Source organism: Parabacteroides goldsteinii, from assembly GCF_020091425.1.
Classification (GTDB): domain Bacteria; phylum Bacteroidota; class Bacteroidia; order Bacteroidales; family Tannerellaceae; genus Parabacteroides; species Parabacteroides goldsteinii.
The window spans coordinates 2,608,977-2,623,353 of sequence record NZ_CP081906.1 but is presented as its reverse complement, the minus strand read 5'-3'; the positions used below and the strand labels follow the sequence as shown (position 1 = coordinate 2,623,353).

Here is a 14,377-nt window from a genome sequence, read left to right as displayed (position 1 = left end):
AATATGGAGAAAGAATTTGAAGGTAAGAAACTTCTTATCTTGGGGGGAAATCCCGAAACTTCCGCTTTAGTTAGAGTCGCTAATGAGATGGGAGTAAAGACTATTGTAACAAGTGCTCGTCACACGGATGATGCTAAGAAATACGCTTGGAAATCATTTGATGTTGATGGAATGGATGTTCCAGGACTTATCGCATTGGCTCGAGAAGAACAAGTGGATGGCGTACTTGTAGGCGTGGCAGATATTCTTGTTCCTTCTTACTGTAAGGTTTGTGAAGCATTAGATTTTCCGTGCTATGCTACTCAGCGTATTGTGGATGTGTTCTCATTCAAGGATGTATTTAAAGCCACTTGTGAAAGTTATGGAATTCATGGAATACCTGAATTTTATTTGGATGCAGAGATGAAACCATCAGATGTGGCAAAAATTAAATATCCGGTGATGGTGAAGCCTGTTGACAATGGAGGTGGTGTAGGTATGACTGTTGTTTATAAAGAGAGTGAACTCAAGGCCGCTGTCGAAAAGGCATTGAATTGTAGTCCTAAGAAGCGCTTTATCGTTGAGCGTTATATGGATGGAGTGGAAGATATGGGCATGTATTATACATTCAAGGATGGATATTGTAGCGCCTCTTGTATTTATGATCGCTATACAACTGATGAACAACCGGGAATGAGCCGTGTTTGTTTAGGGGGAACTTATCCTTCTAAACATATGAATGAATATATGAAGCGTATGCATTTCAATGCGGTCCGTATGTTCAAAGAGATTGGTATCAAAAATGGCATTCTTATGCTTTCAGGTTTTTATGAGGATGGAGAGTTTTATGTATATGATACGGGATTCCGTCTTCAAGGAGAAGCTCCACACCTTCTTTTGAAGTCTATTTATGGTTATGATCAGCGGGAAATGTTGGTTCGTTTTGCCTTGACTGGAGGTGAAGGAGAGAATGTAGATTTATACAAAGAGGATCCATATATGAAAGGGAAGTTTGCTGCTACTGTATGGTTCTTGTTGAAGCAAGGAAAGATTGCGAAAATTGAAGGTTTGGATGAGCTTGAAGCTGATGGACGTGTGGTTGCCAATGCTCAAAGGTTGTATAAAGGAGATGAGATACCCAGGGACTGGATTGGTAATGAGAAACAGGTTTTTACTCGTCTTTATCTTATTTGTGATTCTAAGGAAGATTTAGCTGCCGCTATCAACGAATATCAGCAGAAGATTAAAGTGCTTGATGAACAAGGAAATAATTTGTTGTTGAACGGATTCAATGTTGCTAAGGCATTGGGGCTATAAAAAGAGATTTGTTATGTCAGAACAGAAATTGTTGGGTAAAGTGATTGTCATATCCGGTGGAACAAAAGGTGTGGGCAAAGCTGCCGCTGAGGAATTTGCCAGGCAGGGGGCAAAAGTGGTTATTGGAGGTAGAGATGAAGAGTCTGCCTTAAAGTCTATTCGTTTGATGAAAACTTATGGTACGGAAGGACTTTTTGTCCATACAAATCTTGAAAATGTGGAGGATTGTAAGAATTTGATGGATGAAGCCTATAATAAATTTAACAGAATAGATGGCTTTTTCAATTATGCGGGTGTTACTCCCGTTTCACCTCTGGATATTTGTGATGAGTACACTTTCGACAAGGTAATGGACATCAACTTCAAATCTTGTTTCTTCTGCTGTCAGCAAGCCATTAAATATATGCGTATGAATGGTGGTGGTTCTATTGTATTGACTGGTTCAGCCCATGCTTGGGGTGGCGAAAAGGATAGAGCTGCGTATGCTTGTTCCAAAGGAGTTCTTCGTATTTTGATGGAACATATTTCCCATCAGTATTCAAGAGAACATATCCGATGCAATTATCTGACGCTCGGTTGGACACCGACAGAAGGTGAGGTTGCATTAAGAATATCACAAGGAGAAACTGAAACACATCTTCGTGAACGTGCCGGAGCTTATCTGCCGATGGGTAGGATGTGTGAAAAAACGGATTATTTGGACGGTTTAGTCTATATGATGTCCGATGGCTCGAGTATGATGACAGGTAGTACATTTAGAATAACGGCAGGAGAATATATTGGATAATTATATGTCAAATTATTTAGAACGAAAAATCTTCCTTTCTCTCGCCCACATGTCCGGTCGTGAGCAAGATTTCATAAAAGAAGCATTCGATACTAACTGGGTTGTCCCATTAGGACCGAATGTAAATGCATTTGAAAAAGAATTAGCAGACTATCTTAAAGAAGACCGACACATAGTCGCATTGTCTGCCGGTACAGCCGCCCTTCACCTGGGCCTTATCGAACTAGGTGTGCAAGCTGGCGATGAAGTCATCTGCCAGTCTTTTACTTTTGCCGCTTCTGCCAATCCGATAGCATATCAGTCAGCTACTCCGGTATATATAGATAGTGAACAGGATACTTGGAATATGAGTCCCTTATTTTTGGAAGAAGCGATCAAAGACCGTCTGCGTAAAACCGGAAAATTACCGAAAGCTATTATTCCGGTTCATTTATACGGTATGCCTGCAAAAATGGATGAAATTATGGCTATTGCTTCTCATTACGGAATACCCGTTTTGGAAGATGCAGCCGAAGCCTTGGGTTCAGTGTACAAAGGACAAAAATGTGGTACTTTCGGAGAATTTGCGGCCTTATCATTCAATGGAAATAAGATGATCACGACTTCCGGAGGCGGCGCTTTGGTTTGCCGGACGGAAGAACAGGCCAAACGGACTATGTTTTATGCTACCCAAGCCAGGGAAAATGCTCCGCATTACCAACATGAATGTATCGGTTATAACTACCGCATGAGTAATATTTGTGCCGGAATCGGTAGAGGACAGATGTTTGTGTTGGATGAACATATTGCACGACGCAGGGCAATACACCTGCTGTATACGGAGTTGCTGAAGGATATGCCGGGTATCGAGGTACAACGGAATCCTTCGGAAGATTTCAATTCGAACTTTTGGCTGACTTGTATTCTGATAGATCCCGAAAAGGCTGGATTTACCCGTGAGGATGTCCGGTTACATTTGGCAGATGAAAATATAGAAACACGCCCTTTGTGGAAACCGATGCATCTGCAACCGGTGTTTAAGCAATCTCCTTTTTATGGGGACGGGACATCGGAAAGGTTATTTGAGAGAGGACTTTGCTTGCCTTCCGGGCCTACACTCACCGATGATGATATTTGCAGGGTAGTGGAAACAATGTTAAGTTTGTCATCTCCACGATAGAGTGGAAATAATAGACTTTATATATCGTTTTGTGATTAGATAGATTTTATTTGTTTTCTAGAATTTTAATTCGTTCCTTTGTTTCGTATTTACAAAACACATAATTATGAAAACAACAGAGATTCAATTAGAAAGAACACAGATTGAAGACGGTCTCAGACGTCTAAAATCCGTAGAAAGTTTAAAAAAAGTTCGGCAATATTTACAGACGTTGCTTCATCAGGAAACATTAGAGATGAAAAAATGTCCGGGGAGTTGTTCGGTAGAGGAGTTGAATGTGATTTTAGATAAAGCAGAAGCTGCTTTCGAACGAGGAGAATATGTAACGAATGAAGAAGCAATGACGATTATAAAATCTTGGTAATGTATACTGTACATTGGGAAATTGAAGCCTTAACTATAATGAAGCAGATTTTTGATTGGTATTTTGTTGAAATGGGAAGTAAAGCTGCCAATAAATTTAGAAATGGCATTATAAAGGCTGTAAATACTTTGGAAGTATGCCCTACAATTGGAAAAATAGAACCGTTGTTAGTTCACAGGAGTAAATGTTATCGTTCGTTTGCAGAACATTCTAATCATAAAATAATATATTTTGTTGAAAATGATATTGTTCATATAGTTTATATATGGGATAATAGGCAATCATTGTCAAAAATGAATATATTAGTAAAATAAGTAAAAGGATGTAGCAATAGTTCTAAGTGAACCTTTTGCTACATCTTTTCTTCGTAACTCATGCGGTAAAAAATTTGTACAGACCGCCGATCAATCCCGCAGCCATCAGACTGTAACCGGCGATGTCTATGGGTTCGACACGTTGTTTGGTTCCCCAGTCGCCCTGGTTGAGAGCGAGAGTATCGCTCCGATAGCTGTCAGCGTCACTTCTGTCTGCTCCATCAGCAGAGACAGTTGGGTGATCGCCATCAGGAAGAGGACGAGGATAGGGATGGGGACAAGGGCAGTCACCGGCTGCCGACTTTTGCCTGCGGGGAAAGATGATCCGGGCAAGGCTGGTGAGGAAGTTGAAAATTAATGATCACAGATTAATGGAATTATCGTACCTTTTTGTATAAAGAATAAATCAATTGACTATCATCCTTTCAATCGTCCGGCAGATCGACACCAGCATCCTCTGGTAGGCAGCTCGGTTGTCACCATTCACTTCACTGATGTATTTGCTGTAAGCGATCTCTTTGGCATAAGCCGAAGGATGGGCACTGAGTGAGGCTGCTATCGGATAAGCGGTGTGGATCAGACGGGCGAAGTCCATAAAACTGTCTTCCGCAGATTCGTAGGTACGGAACCATAAGGAAGTATGGCCGCTGTTTTCTGAAAGATCGGTCTTTTCGCCTTTCCAGAAAGCGTTGGGACGTCCGTAGGCGGTGATGCCGAAGAAGTTATGATGCTCCTTTGCCAGTGTACTTTCTCCCCAGCCGGTTTCGATGGCCGATTGGGCAAGGATGACGATCGGATTGATTCCGAAACATTCCCCCGCCTTTTGGGCGGGGAAAAGATACTGTTTAATGTATTCCTGTTTTACCATAGTGAATGATTGTTTAATTAGCACATTGGCAAATTATTTTACTCGATTTCCGGACGGTCACTGCCACCGCCCTGGCCTTCTTCCGGTTTGCTTTCCGTACCGGGGATATTGTATTTTTCGAAACTGGCATTACGGATGGTATCCGTCAACATCGTACCTGGATAGAAAACGATATGTGCCCGGTGGAACAGAGAGGTATTGAAATCCTTTTCCGTAGAAGATCCTTTGCTGCCGGCAACCATCCGGAAGCTGCCGAAATCGCCCAGATGGATCGATTCTCCGTCGGCCAGCGATTCATTCATGACGGACAAGAGTCCGTCGAGTACCAGCAGGATATCACCGCGGCTGGCAGTGCTGTATTTGCTGATACGGCTGCAAATACGGTTCAGGCCGACCTTTTTGGTGATGCTGGTCTGTGCATAGTAAAGTTCGGCCCCTTCGGCCGCATCCTTACTCATGTCTCTTCTTTTGACAAGTCTGAATTTTAATGGCATGGGAAATAATTATTTAATGTGGATAATATGCCAATGTGCCAATGAAAAAACTTTTCCGGCATTTTGGCGGTTAGTTGGTTATCGATAACATTACAAAGGTAATTGCTGCGGAAAAGTGGCTGCCGGATAGAAGCAGATAGCAGTAGTTGGATGAGAATAAAGGTGGTTATTATTTATCGGAAAAAGAGCTGATAACCGCCGTTGAAAGATAGGTGTTTTAACGGCAAAACATATATGGTTTGCGATCGAAACATATATGTTTTGAAGAAAGAATAAAAAGACAATTTCACAACTTAATAACCCTGATTACAACTTAAATTTATAAACAAATGGGACAGCAAGTAAATAAGTTGAAAATAAATCAGATAAAAACAAAATTGATGGAAGTTTTAAAAAAACATTCGGGCAATAACCGGTGAACACCTGTCGCTCGATCCTTTGACGGAATGGCTGGATAAACAACCGGATAAAAACCGGTACGTGATGTTGTTCACCTGGTTCTTAGGAGAACCGGTCATAAAGGCGCTGAAAACATGGAATACTTTGGGAGAGCGTTTCCTGAAAGAGAACCGGATCGGGATCCTGCATGATTGCGGCTTCGATACGGGACGTTTGCCGATGGAACGCATTCGGGTGAAATCTCCGGATTTGTTCCTCGCTTACATCGCGGCCATGGCCCGTTGTGGAATGTTGGATTGTTCGTTGGAAGAACTGGCCGATTACATCGACTTGATTTTTGATACGGGATACGAAGTCGTTACGATTTACAATCATTTAAAGGCGGCTCAGAATACCTTTTGGGAGATCGACCAGGCAGTCGAAAGGAGTAAAAAGAAGGAGAGAAAACAACAACGTAGTAAATAGAATTTGTAACTCACTGTAATCGTGTTATTTAAGTTGTGAAACTGGCATCAAAACAGTTCTCAAAAGTCGGAAAAGAATGGTTTACTTTGCATCAGAACGTTAGGGTATTATTTCATTTGCGAAAAAAATGATGGAAATTACGATTTATAAATTCTAGATAAGAAAGATAGTTCTAACTATATTAAAAGAGAGGCATCCGGGTACGTATAGAGTCTACATACGGTACTGCTTCTGGATTATGACTATCAAGTTTTAGCGCAAATAGTAATCTCATAACGGAGCAAATATTAATTTTCTTTAAATGTGATTATTATGAGCGTAAAACAAACGAAAGAAAACCCGGAGGTATTGTGGATGGGAAAGTCTTTTATGAAGATGCCTCGAAAAGTGTTGGCGCTGTCGGTCAGTGCCAGTAAGAAAGAACGTCACCTAGCCCGTATCTACATGGCATTGGCAACGATGAGTTATTTTAAACCCGGATTTATGAAACTGGGACGTATCCAGTACGTTTGCCATGTAGGGGAGTATTTTTGTACTTATCAGTTCCTGGCTGATCGTACTGATATCAGTGTCGGTTCGGTGGGGTATTATTTGAGAAAGTTGGCTCGGGAACGATTGATCGAATATGGTCCTGTGGCGGGAGGCACAAAAATCAAGATTTGTAATTATGATTATTTTTCGGGACAGATAACAGAAAGTATGGATGACAGCGGTAATGATACTTCTGCCGCTCAGGCAATGGCTGCTGCCGAACGGGCGATGGGAGGTCGCAGTAAACAATTTTCACCCAAAGGAAAGGGAGGCGAAGCATGAAAGAAGATGTTGACGAACAGAAAGATCTGACTTTAGCGGAGGTGGAGAGCACGTTGGTGTGCTGCCTGCTGACCAGTGTGGATGCTCCGGGCCTGGTTTCGACATTGCTGCATAAGGAAATGTTTTCGGATGCGGCGCTGGGATTTGTTTTTCAGGCAGCGATGAACCTGTACGAACAAGGGGTGCAACCGGATATGGTGTCGGTTGATGTTGAGATGCGCCGGCTGGACGAGGAGCGTTGGAAAGAACTGAACGGACTGGCGTTCCTGCTGACTGCCATGCTGAATGTGCGCCATGGCGGAAATGTGCTGCACTATGCTGCGGAGATAAAAAAGCAATATACCTTGCGTTGCCTGGCACAGTTGTCGGCTATGCTGAATATGAAAAGTTGCCAGTTCGGCTCCGAACCGGAATCGTTGATAACGGAGGCGGAAGAGTCGCTGATGAAACTAAGGGAGAAATTGGTGACCAGCGAGCCGATACGTCCGGTCGGTGAGTTGGCTGCCGAAGTGGTGGAATGGCATCGCGAACGATTGCTGGGTACTCATGACCGGAACCGCTTGCTGAGCGGGATGAGCGAGTTTGATTATGTCACCGGAGGATTTCATAAAGGGGAATTGTCCGTACTGGCGGGCCATTCGAGCGACGGGAAAACAGCTGTGGCTTTGCATATTGCCGTACAGGCTGCCCGGGCCGGTAAACATGTCTGTCTCTTCAGTCTCGAGATGTCGAACTTGCAGATGCTGAACCGTATCCTGGCCGGCATCACGGATGTCGATCCGGATCATCTGCGTATTTCCGGTATGACGGCGCACGAATTGGAGGTGCTCGAAAAGGCCGGAAAGCAGTTGGAGCATCTGCCGTTGTATATTGATTACAAGGCTTGTAACACCCTGTCGGATATCCGTTCGAAGGTGATGCTGAAAAGTAAGAAGGGCGAATGTGATTTCGTGATACTCGATTATCTGCATTTGTTGGGCAGTATCCGTCAGAAGAACGATACCCAGGAACAGGTGGTTGGCCGTAACATCACGGCGCTGAAGCAACTGGCGTTGGATGCGGACTGTCCGGTGCTTGTCGTTTCGCAGGTGAACCGTGCCAGCGATCAGCGTCCCGATAAGGCGCATATCCCGGTGATGAGCGACCTGCGTGATTCGGGAACTATCGAACAGGTAGCCGATTGTGTATTTTTTGTCTACCGCCCGGAGCGTTACGGCATCGTCAAAGACGAACGTACCGGTGAAAGTCTGGTGGGAGTAGGTAAACTCTATATTGTAAAAAACAGGAACGGTGCGACCGGCATTGCCCGTTTCCGGTATAATGCTTCGTATACTAAAATAACGGATTATTAATGTCAGGAACGATATGACACACTATAATATCGATCAAATAAAAAGTTCGGTCCGCATAGAGGATGTGGCGGGAGGTTATGTCAACCTGTTGCGCTGTGGCAAGTTATTTAAAGGGCTTTGCCCGTTCCATGACGACCATCATCCATCGTTGATCGTCGATCCGCAGAAACAGACATTCGCTTGTTATGCTTGCGGTGAACATGGGGATGTGATTGCTTTCGTACAGAAGATGGAGCGTTGCAGCTTTGTGGAAGCAGCGGGGAAATTGGGAATTGAAAATGGAAAATTGAAAATTAATGAAAGAAAGGCGAAGCCTGTTCCTGTGAATAGCAATGAGAAGAAATTTTCAATTTTCAATTCTCAATTTTCAATTGAAAAAAACTGTAAGTTTTTTTCCTCCCTTCTTCCTTATGCTTGCGGTGATTCGGAGTTGACACCTGTTTATTTGGATTTTGAGGTGGGCGTTTCGCCGGGTATGGTGCCGAAAGAATGGTATGCTATGCGGGGACGTGTTATTTTTCCGATTCGGGATGAGGAAGGGGGACTGATAGGTTTTGCCGCGCGGAAACAATCGGATGGAAATCCGGATGAACCTAAATATATCAATACTTCGGCAGCAAACGGGTATAAGAAGAGTGATCATCTGTATGGTCTTTACCGGGCTAAGGAGGCGATTGCAGAGAGAGGTCTTGTCTATTTGGTGGAAGGCTACAAAGATGTGATCGCCATGCATGCAGCCGGGTTTGTTAATACGGTGGCTCTCTGTGGGACGGCTTTGTGTGACGGACATATCCGATTGCTGAAGAAATACGCTTCGCAGGCGGTTGTTTTGCTTGATGGCGATGAGGCAGGGCGGAAAGCTACTGCTACGGCTGTGGCTTCGCTGCGTCGTGAAGGTTTCTTGGCGGTCGGAGGCGAATTGCCTGAAGGGGAGGACCCTGATTCGTTGTTCCGCTCCGGAGGGAAAGAGGCATTTGCCAAATTCATTTGTAAGATGCAGAGGAATTTGTTTGCCTCCGAAGAGATGCTTTTGCTCAACCGGATTTGTAGCCAGGTTCGTGCGTTGATGTGGAAGGAGATTGAAGGAAACAGGGAAGAGTTGTTTCGGAATCTGGGTACGATGCTTGCTCATCGGACAGGCCTTTCGCTTCGGGATGGCCGTCCGGGTACCATGGATTGGAGGTGGCTATGAAAGAGGATCAGAAAAATAAGAAGCCGGATAGGGACGAAGAGGAGGAGAAATGGAAGAACCGTAGTTTCGGTTGGCTTGAACTGGGTATCCTGTACAGTCCGATGATAACACCGGCGGCAGCTTCCCGCCGTTTGAAAGCCTGGGTATTGGCAAACAAGGTCCTGGTCTCTCTTCTGAAAGCCGCCGGTTGGAATCGCAAGCAACGTGTCATGACACCGAAACAGGTGGAATGTATAGTAGAAATATTGGGAAGACCTTAATGATAGTAATATGCCAATATGGTAATGTGTCAATATGCCAATGGAGATAGTAATAGATTCACTATTTATCAAAATTGAACTATTCTGTCGTCAACCTCACTTGACTATTACAGGTTTATTTGCCGTCTGCTTTAGCTGACGGACTAGTAAAGAATCTATCTCTTTGGACTTTAGTCCCATTTCTTAAAGCTTTCTATCTGAGAGAAATGTGGCTAAAGCCAAAAAAAAGAACCAGCTTATAAACCGTCAGCTAAAGCAGACGGCAAATGAACCTGTAACAGATGAGTCACTTTGATGGTTGGATAGTTCAATTATTTCTAATCAAAAACAAATGAAATTAATATCAAACTTACTTCTTTGGGGAGGCATTTTAGTGCTTCCCCTTAACTCTTATGCTCAGTTATCGAAAGGGCTGAGTTACCGGGCGGAAACCGGTGTGAGCTTTAGCGGAGGGGAACATACTCCTTTCTGGCTGACGGCAAACAAGCAGGGATTGTCCTCTATCGAAAAGAATAACGGCTATCTACGTGCCGGGGTCTTCCGGGAGTTGGAAAACGATAAACGCTTCTCGTATGCTTTCGGGGCAGATCTGGCTGTGGCATATAATTTTACATCGACTTTCGTGGTGCAACAATTGTATGCGGATTTGAAATACCGTTGCCTGGGATTGAGTATCGGAAGCAAGGAGCGGCATAGCGAGTTCAATAATCCGTTCCTTAGTAGTGGCGGACTGACATTTTCGGGAAATGCGCGTCCGATTCCGCAGGTTCGTATCGGTATTCCAGAATATACGCTTGTTCCGGGTACAAAAGGTTGGTTGGCTTTCAAAGGACATATCGCTTATGGTCTGTTTACGGATGACGGCTGGCAAAAGGATTTTATTAAGCCGGGAGGTAAACATACGGAGCATGTGCTTTATCATTCCAAAGATTTGTATGTGAAGATCGGTAACCGGGAGAAGTTTCCTTTGATCTTTGAAGGAGGTCTTGAGATGGCTGCTCAATTCGGGGGAAATGCGTTTGTCGGAGATAAGAAGACTGATATGCCAAACGGGATAAAGGATTTCTTTAAGGTGTTTATTCCGAGCGGAGGGAGTAGTGATACCCCGCTTGGAGAACAAACGAATATTTATGGAAATCACTTAGGAAGTTGGAATTTTTCTTTGACGTGGTATGCTCCTAAAGATTGGACAATCCGTCCTTATTACGAACATTATTTTGAAGATCATTCGCAGATGTTCGGAGAATATGGCTGGAAAGACTGTCTGTCAGGAGTGGAAATAACGTTTCCCAAGAATAGGGTGATCGGTAGTTTGGTTTACGAATATATCTCAACGAAGGATCAAACGGGCCCTGTTTATTGGGACCATACCCCTGAGATACCTGAACAGGTGAGTGGTACAGATAATTATTATAATCATGGTATCTATACCGGTTGGCAGCATTGGGGAATGGGAATCGGTAATCCGTTGGTTATGTCTCCAATTTATAATGATGATGGAGAAATAGTCTTTAAAAGCAATCGCTCACAGGGACATCATTTCGGGGTTATGGGGAATCCGGTCAACGATTTGCGGTATCGTATTTTATTCTCGTTTACCCGTAACTGGGGAACTTATAGCTTACCTTTTTATGAGATCAAAAAGAATGGAAATGTATTGATGGAATTAACTTATACGCCCCATCAGTTAAAAGGCTGGGATTTTACAGGATCGCTAGGTGTTGACAGAGGCGGGATGTTGGGTAAAAGTGCCGGTGGCATGTTAACAATCAGAAAAACAGGATGGATACGATGAATACAATGAAAAGATACATAATAGTGGTGTTGCTGACCCTGATAGTCAGCTCCTGCGGAAAAATGCCGATCAACGGAGATCTGGATGGCCGCTGGCAGATCATGAAAATAGCATATGCATCAGGAGAGGAAGAGATGCCGGAGCGGGCTTACTACAGTGTTGCTTTACATACGATCAACTTGATGAAGGTTGATGTAACCAGTCAGACCGGCAATATGGAATATACCGGAGATTCATTGTTTGTAGTCATGCCGGTCAGTAAAGTTGAAGATTTATTGCCATTTGGAATGAATGGGACGGAGCAACGTTTCGGAGTCAAAGAATTAACATCGAAACATCTGGTCCTGCAATCGGATTATGCCCGATTGGAGTTTAGGAAGTTTTGAAAACAACAAAACAAATAACAATATGAATAACGTAATCAGAAATGTATTATTGGGGGGATTACTGTGTCTGTCGGTTCCGCTAGCGGCACAGGTACCCCTGGATTTGATTGACAAGGCGAAAGCCGCGGGCATGACGGATGACCAGATCCGTCAGGAGATGAATAAACGGATGGGGCAGTCCGGAGCAGAACAGACTGTACGTACGGCATCGGATGCTGTGGTAACAGACCGCACGGTCACCATTCCGGATGGAAAGGGAATACCACCTCTGGATGCTCAGCGGGAAGCCAATCGTCCGGCGGGAGATTTAAGCGGAACCGTGTTCGGCCGTGAAATATTCTCAAACAAGAACCTGTCCTTTGAACCGGATCTGAATGTACCGACTCCTAAAGGATATGTTTTATCTGCCGGTGATGAATTGCTGATCAATGTCTGGGGAGATTCAGAACTGAATCTGAAACTGAAAGTTTCTCCCGAAGGAACAATTCTTATCCCTAACCTGGGCCCGGTATCTGTCAGCGGACTGACTATTGAAACAGCTGAAAATCGTATCCGTCAGGAACTGGGGCGGATCATGTCTACCTTGTCGGGAGATACAGATGGAGCTAATACATTTGTATCCGTCAGCCTAAGCCAGATACGCAGCATCAAAGTCAATATTGTAGGTGAAGTCGTTGCTCCGGGAACCTATACGCTTCCATCGTTTGCAACTTTGTTTAATGCGTTGTATGCAGCAGGAGGTGTAAATGAAATCGGTTCACTTCGCGGAATAAAAGTATACCGCAATAGTAAGGAAGTGGCTAAATTGGATGTATATGATTATCTGCTGAACGGCAAATACAATACGAATATCCGTCTGGAAGAAAATGATATGGTGATTGTTGCTCCTTACGACCAACTGGCAGTTGTAAGAGGTAAGGTAAAACGTAACCGTATCTTTGAAATGAAAAAGGGCGAAACACTCTCACAGTTATTGAATATGGCAGGAGGCTTTACCGGGGATGCTTATAAGAAAGATGTCCGTATCAAACGAAAAGCCGGTAGCCGTTATCAGATAGCAACTGTTACAGAAGATAAATATCCCTCCTTTGCGATGATGGATGGCGATTCTTTGTTGGTAGACTCTGTGATTCCTTTTTACGAAAACCGTCTGACAGTGACAGGGGCAGTCTGGCGTCCGGGAGAATATGAATTGAACGAGGCGGTACATACAGTCCGCCAGTTAATTAACCAGGCAGCCGGTTTGAAAGGAGATGAGTTTACCGGCCGTACCCAGATCACCCGTTTGAATCCGGATTTTACAACAACAGTAATAGCTGTTGATATCCGTGGAATCCTCAGTGGCACATCTCCGGATATAGAACTCAAACCGGAAGACCAATTGAATATTCCATCCTTGTTTGACCTTCGCGAACCTTATACGATCAAAGTAAGTGGAGCAGTGAATTATATAGACACTGTCCTTCCTTACCGGAACAACCTGACAGTGGAAGATGCCATTATGATGGCGGGCGGATTAAAGGAATCGGCTGCAACGGTGAATGTGGAAGTAGCCCGAAGGATTAAGGATACAAAGACTTACGAGAATACCAACCGTACAGCCGAAGTATTCAATTTCGCATTGAACGATAATTTAGGTTTGATCTCTACGGATGGAAAGAAAAGCGATAGGGTCTTTACATTGGAACCGTTTGATGAAGTGTATGTGCGTTTCTCACCAGGTTATCAGGAACAACAGGTGGTAAAGGTAAATGGTGAAATCACTTTCTCCGGTGATTATGTTCTGGCAGAAAAGAACTCCCGTCTAAGTGATATCATCGCCAAAGCCGGAGGGATAACTCCTGATGCCTATGTAAAAGGAGCAAGTCTGAAACGCCAGTTGACAGAAGATGAAATGCGCCGCCTGGAAACTTTGCTGCAACTAAGTTCCAATAAGCAGAGTCGTGATTCGGTTGCTTTATCTTTGGAGAACATTAAAGATTATTCAGTGGGTATCGACCTGGAAAAGGCCCTGGCAAATCCGGGAAGTGCGCATGATGTGGTGCTGCGTGACGGAGATGCGCTCTATATACCTCAGTTGCAGAGTACGGTTAAGATAAATGGAGCTGTAACTTATCCGAACAGTGTGACTTATACCAATGGTATGTCTGTGGGAGATTGCCTGTCGCAAGCCGGAGGCTATAACGATATTGCCCGGAAATATCCGATCGTAATCTATATGAACGGAAAGGTGGCAACGACAAAGAAAAGCTTTATCTTCTTCAAACGTTATCCGAAGGTAGAGCCCGGATGCGAAATTGTCGTTCCGACCAAGACACAACGCGATCGTAAGACCAGCCTGGCAGAAGTTCTGAGCATAGCCAGTTCAACCACTTCGATGGCAGCCATGATAACCTCTATCATCAACACACTGAAATAATTATCAATTTTAAA

The 14,377-nt window shown here is 44.0% G+C and carries 16 protein-coding genes; 13 read left to right on the top strand and 3 right to left on the bottom strand.

Going from position 1 to position 14,377, the window contains the following annotated elements; genetic code table 11:
- Positions 1 to 3 precede the first annotated feature (3 nt).
- The 5 genes from K6V26_RS12020 (at position 4) to K6V26_RS12000 (ending at position 3,920) form a co-directional block, all read left to right on the top strand.
- The gene (locus tag K6V26_RS12020; RefSeq protein WP_048317750.1) at positions 4 to 1,296 is read left to right on the top strand and encodes an ATP-binding protein; all 1,293 of its coding nucleotides are present in this window, start codon (positions 4 to 6) and stop codon (positions 1,294 to 1,296) included.
- A 13-nt stretch (positions 1,297 to 1,309) separates the two neighbouring features.
- Positions 1,310 to 2,083, top strand: coding sequence for an SDR family NAD(P)-dependent oxidoreductase (locus K6V26_RS12015; RefSeq protein ID WP_048317727.1), 774 nt, complete (start codon positions 1,310 to 1,312; stop codon positions 2,081 to 2,083).
- 4 nt (positions 2,084 to 2,087) lie between these two features.
- Complete coding sequence (locus K6V26_RS12010; RefSeq protein ID WP_224265437.1) at positions 2,088 to 3,242, top strand: DegT/DnrJ/EryC1/StrS family aminotransferase; 1,155 nt, start codon at positions 2,088 to 2,090, stop codon at positions 3,240 to 3,242.
- Between the two features lie 106 nt (positions 3,243 to 3,348).
- Entirely contained in the window at positions 3,349 to 3,606 is a 258-nt protein-coding gene (locus K6V26_RS12005; protein ID WP_048317725.1) for a hypothetical protein, read from the top strand.
- Entirely contained in the window at positions 3,606 to 3,920 is a 315-nt protein-coding gene (locus K6V26_RS12000) for a type II toxin-antitoxin system RelE/ParE family toxin (protein WP_048317723.1), read from the top strand. Before K6V26_RS12005 ends, K6V26_RS12000 begins: the two co-directional genes overlap by 1 nt.
- A gap of 58 nt (positions 3,921 to 3,978) precedes the next feature.
- Here K6V26_RS12000 and K6V26_RS28735 read toward each other — a convergent pair whose 3' ends face one another.
- From K6V26_RS28735 to K6V26_RS11985, 3 genes are read right to left on the bottom strand one after another with little or no spacing between them, the layout of a single operon-like run.
- The gene (locus tag K6V26_RS28735) at positions 3,979 to 4,275 is read right to left on the bottom strand and encodes a hypothetical protein (protein WP_082150479.1); all 297 of its coding nucleotides are present in this window, start codon (positions 4,273 to 4,275) and stop codon (positions 3,979 to 3,981) included.
- Positions 4,276 to 4,326: 51 nt separating this feature from the next.
- Positions 4,327 to 4,788 (bottom strand): glucosaminidase domain-containing protein, encoded by a 462-nt coding sequence (locus K6V26_RS11990; RefSeq protein WP_224265436.1) that lies wholly within the window; start codon positions 4,786 to 4,788, stop codon positions 4,327 to 4,329.
- Positions 4,789 to 4,826: 38 nt separating this feature from the next.
- Entirely contained in the window at positions 4,827 to 5,282 is a 456-nt protein-coding gene (locus tag K6V26_RS11985) for an HU family DNA-binding protein (protein WP_224265390.1), read from the bottom strand.
- Between the two features lie 483 nt (positions 5,283 to 5,765).
- Here K6V26_RS11985 and K6V26_RS11980 point away from each other — a divergent pair, with 483 nt between their 5' ends.
- The 8 genes from K6V26_RS11980 (at position 5,766) to K6V26_RS11945 (ending at position 14,363) form a co-directional block, all read left to right on the top strand.
- Positions 5,766 to 6,146 carry a hypothetical protein gene (locus K6V26_RS11980; RefSeq protein WP_007656110.1) on the top strand — a complete coding sequence of 127 codons (381 nt, stop codon included), beginning with the start codon at positions 5,766 to 5,768 and terminating at the stop codon, positions 6,144 to 6,146.
- A gap of 312 nt (positions 6,147 to 6,458) precedes the next feature.
- A complete protein-coding gene (locus tag K6V26_RS11975; RefSeq protein ID WP_224265435.1) occupies positions 6,459 to 6,959 on the top strand; it encodes a hypothetical protein in 501 nt (166 codons plus the stop codon).
- Positions 6,956 to 8,311: a replicative DNA helicase gene (locus K6V26_RS11970; protein ID WP_195586357.1), complete on the top strand. Its 1,356-nt coding sequence runs from the start codon at positions 6,956 to 6,958 to the stop codon at positions 8,309 to 8,311. The genes K6V26_RS11975 and K6V26_RS11970 overlap by 4 nt, the downstream gene beginning before the upstream one ends.
- A gap of 13 nt (positions 8,312 to 8,324) precedes the next feature.
- Positions 8,325 to 9,503, top strand: coding sequence for a DNA primase (locus K6V26_RS11965; RefSeq protein ID WP_048316190.1), 1,179 nt, complete (start codon positions 8,325 to 8,327; stop codon positions 9,501 to 9,503).
- Positions 9,500 to 9,763 carry a DUF4248 domain-containing protein gene (locus K6V26_RS11960; RefSeq protein ID WP_195586355.1) on the top strand — a complete coding sequence of 88 codons (264 nt, stop codon included), beginning with the start codon at positions 9,500 to 9,502 and terminating at the stop codon, positions 9,761 to 9,763. The genes K6V26_RS11965 and K6V26_RS11960 overlap by 4 nt, the downstream gene beginning before the upstream one ends.
- Positions 9,764 to 10,094: 331 nt before the next feature.
- On the top strand, positions 10,095 to 11,558 hold the full coding sequence (locus tag K6V26_RS11955; RefSeq protein ID WP_224265434.1) for a capsule assembly Wzi family protein: 1,464 nt from the start codon (positions 10,095 to 10,097) through the stop codon (positions 11,556 to 11,558).
- Positions 11,555 to 11,944, top strand: a complete 390-nt coding sequence (locus tag K6V26_RS11950; protein ID WP_048316232.1) for a lipocalin-like domain-containing protein — start codon at positions 11,555 to 11,557, stop codon at positions 11,942 to 11,944. Before K6V26_RS11955 ends, K6V26_RS11950 begins: the two co-directional genes overlap by 4 nt.
- A 22-nt stretch (positions 11,945 to 11,966) precedes the next feature.
- Positions 11,967 to 14,363 carry an SLBB domain-containing protein gene (locus tag K6V26_RS11945; protein ID WP_224265432.1) on the top strand — a complete coding sequence of 799 codons (2,397 nt, stop codon included), beginning with the start codon at positions 11,967 to 11,969 and terminating at the stop codon, positions 14,361 to 14,363.
- The last annotated feature ends 14 nt before the right edge of the window (positions 14,364 to 14,377 follow it).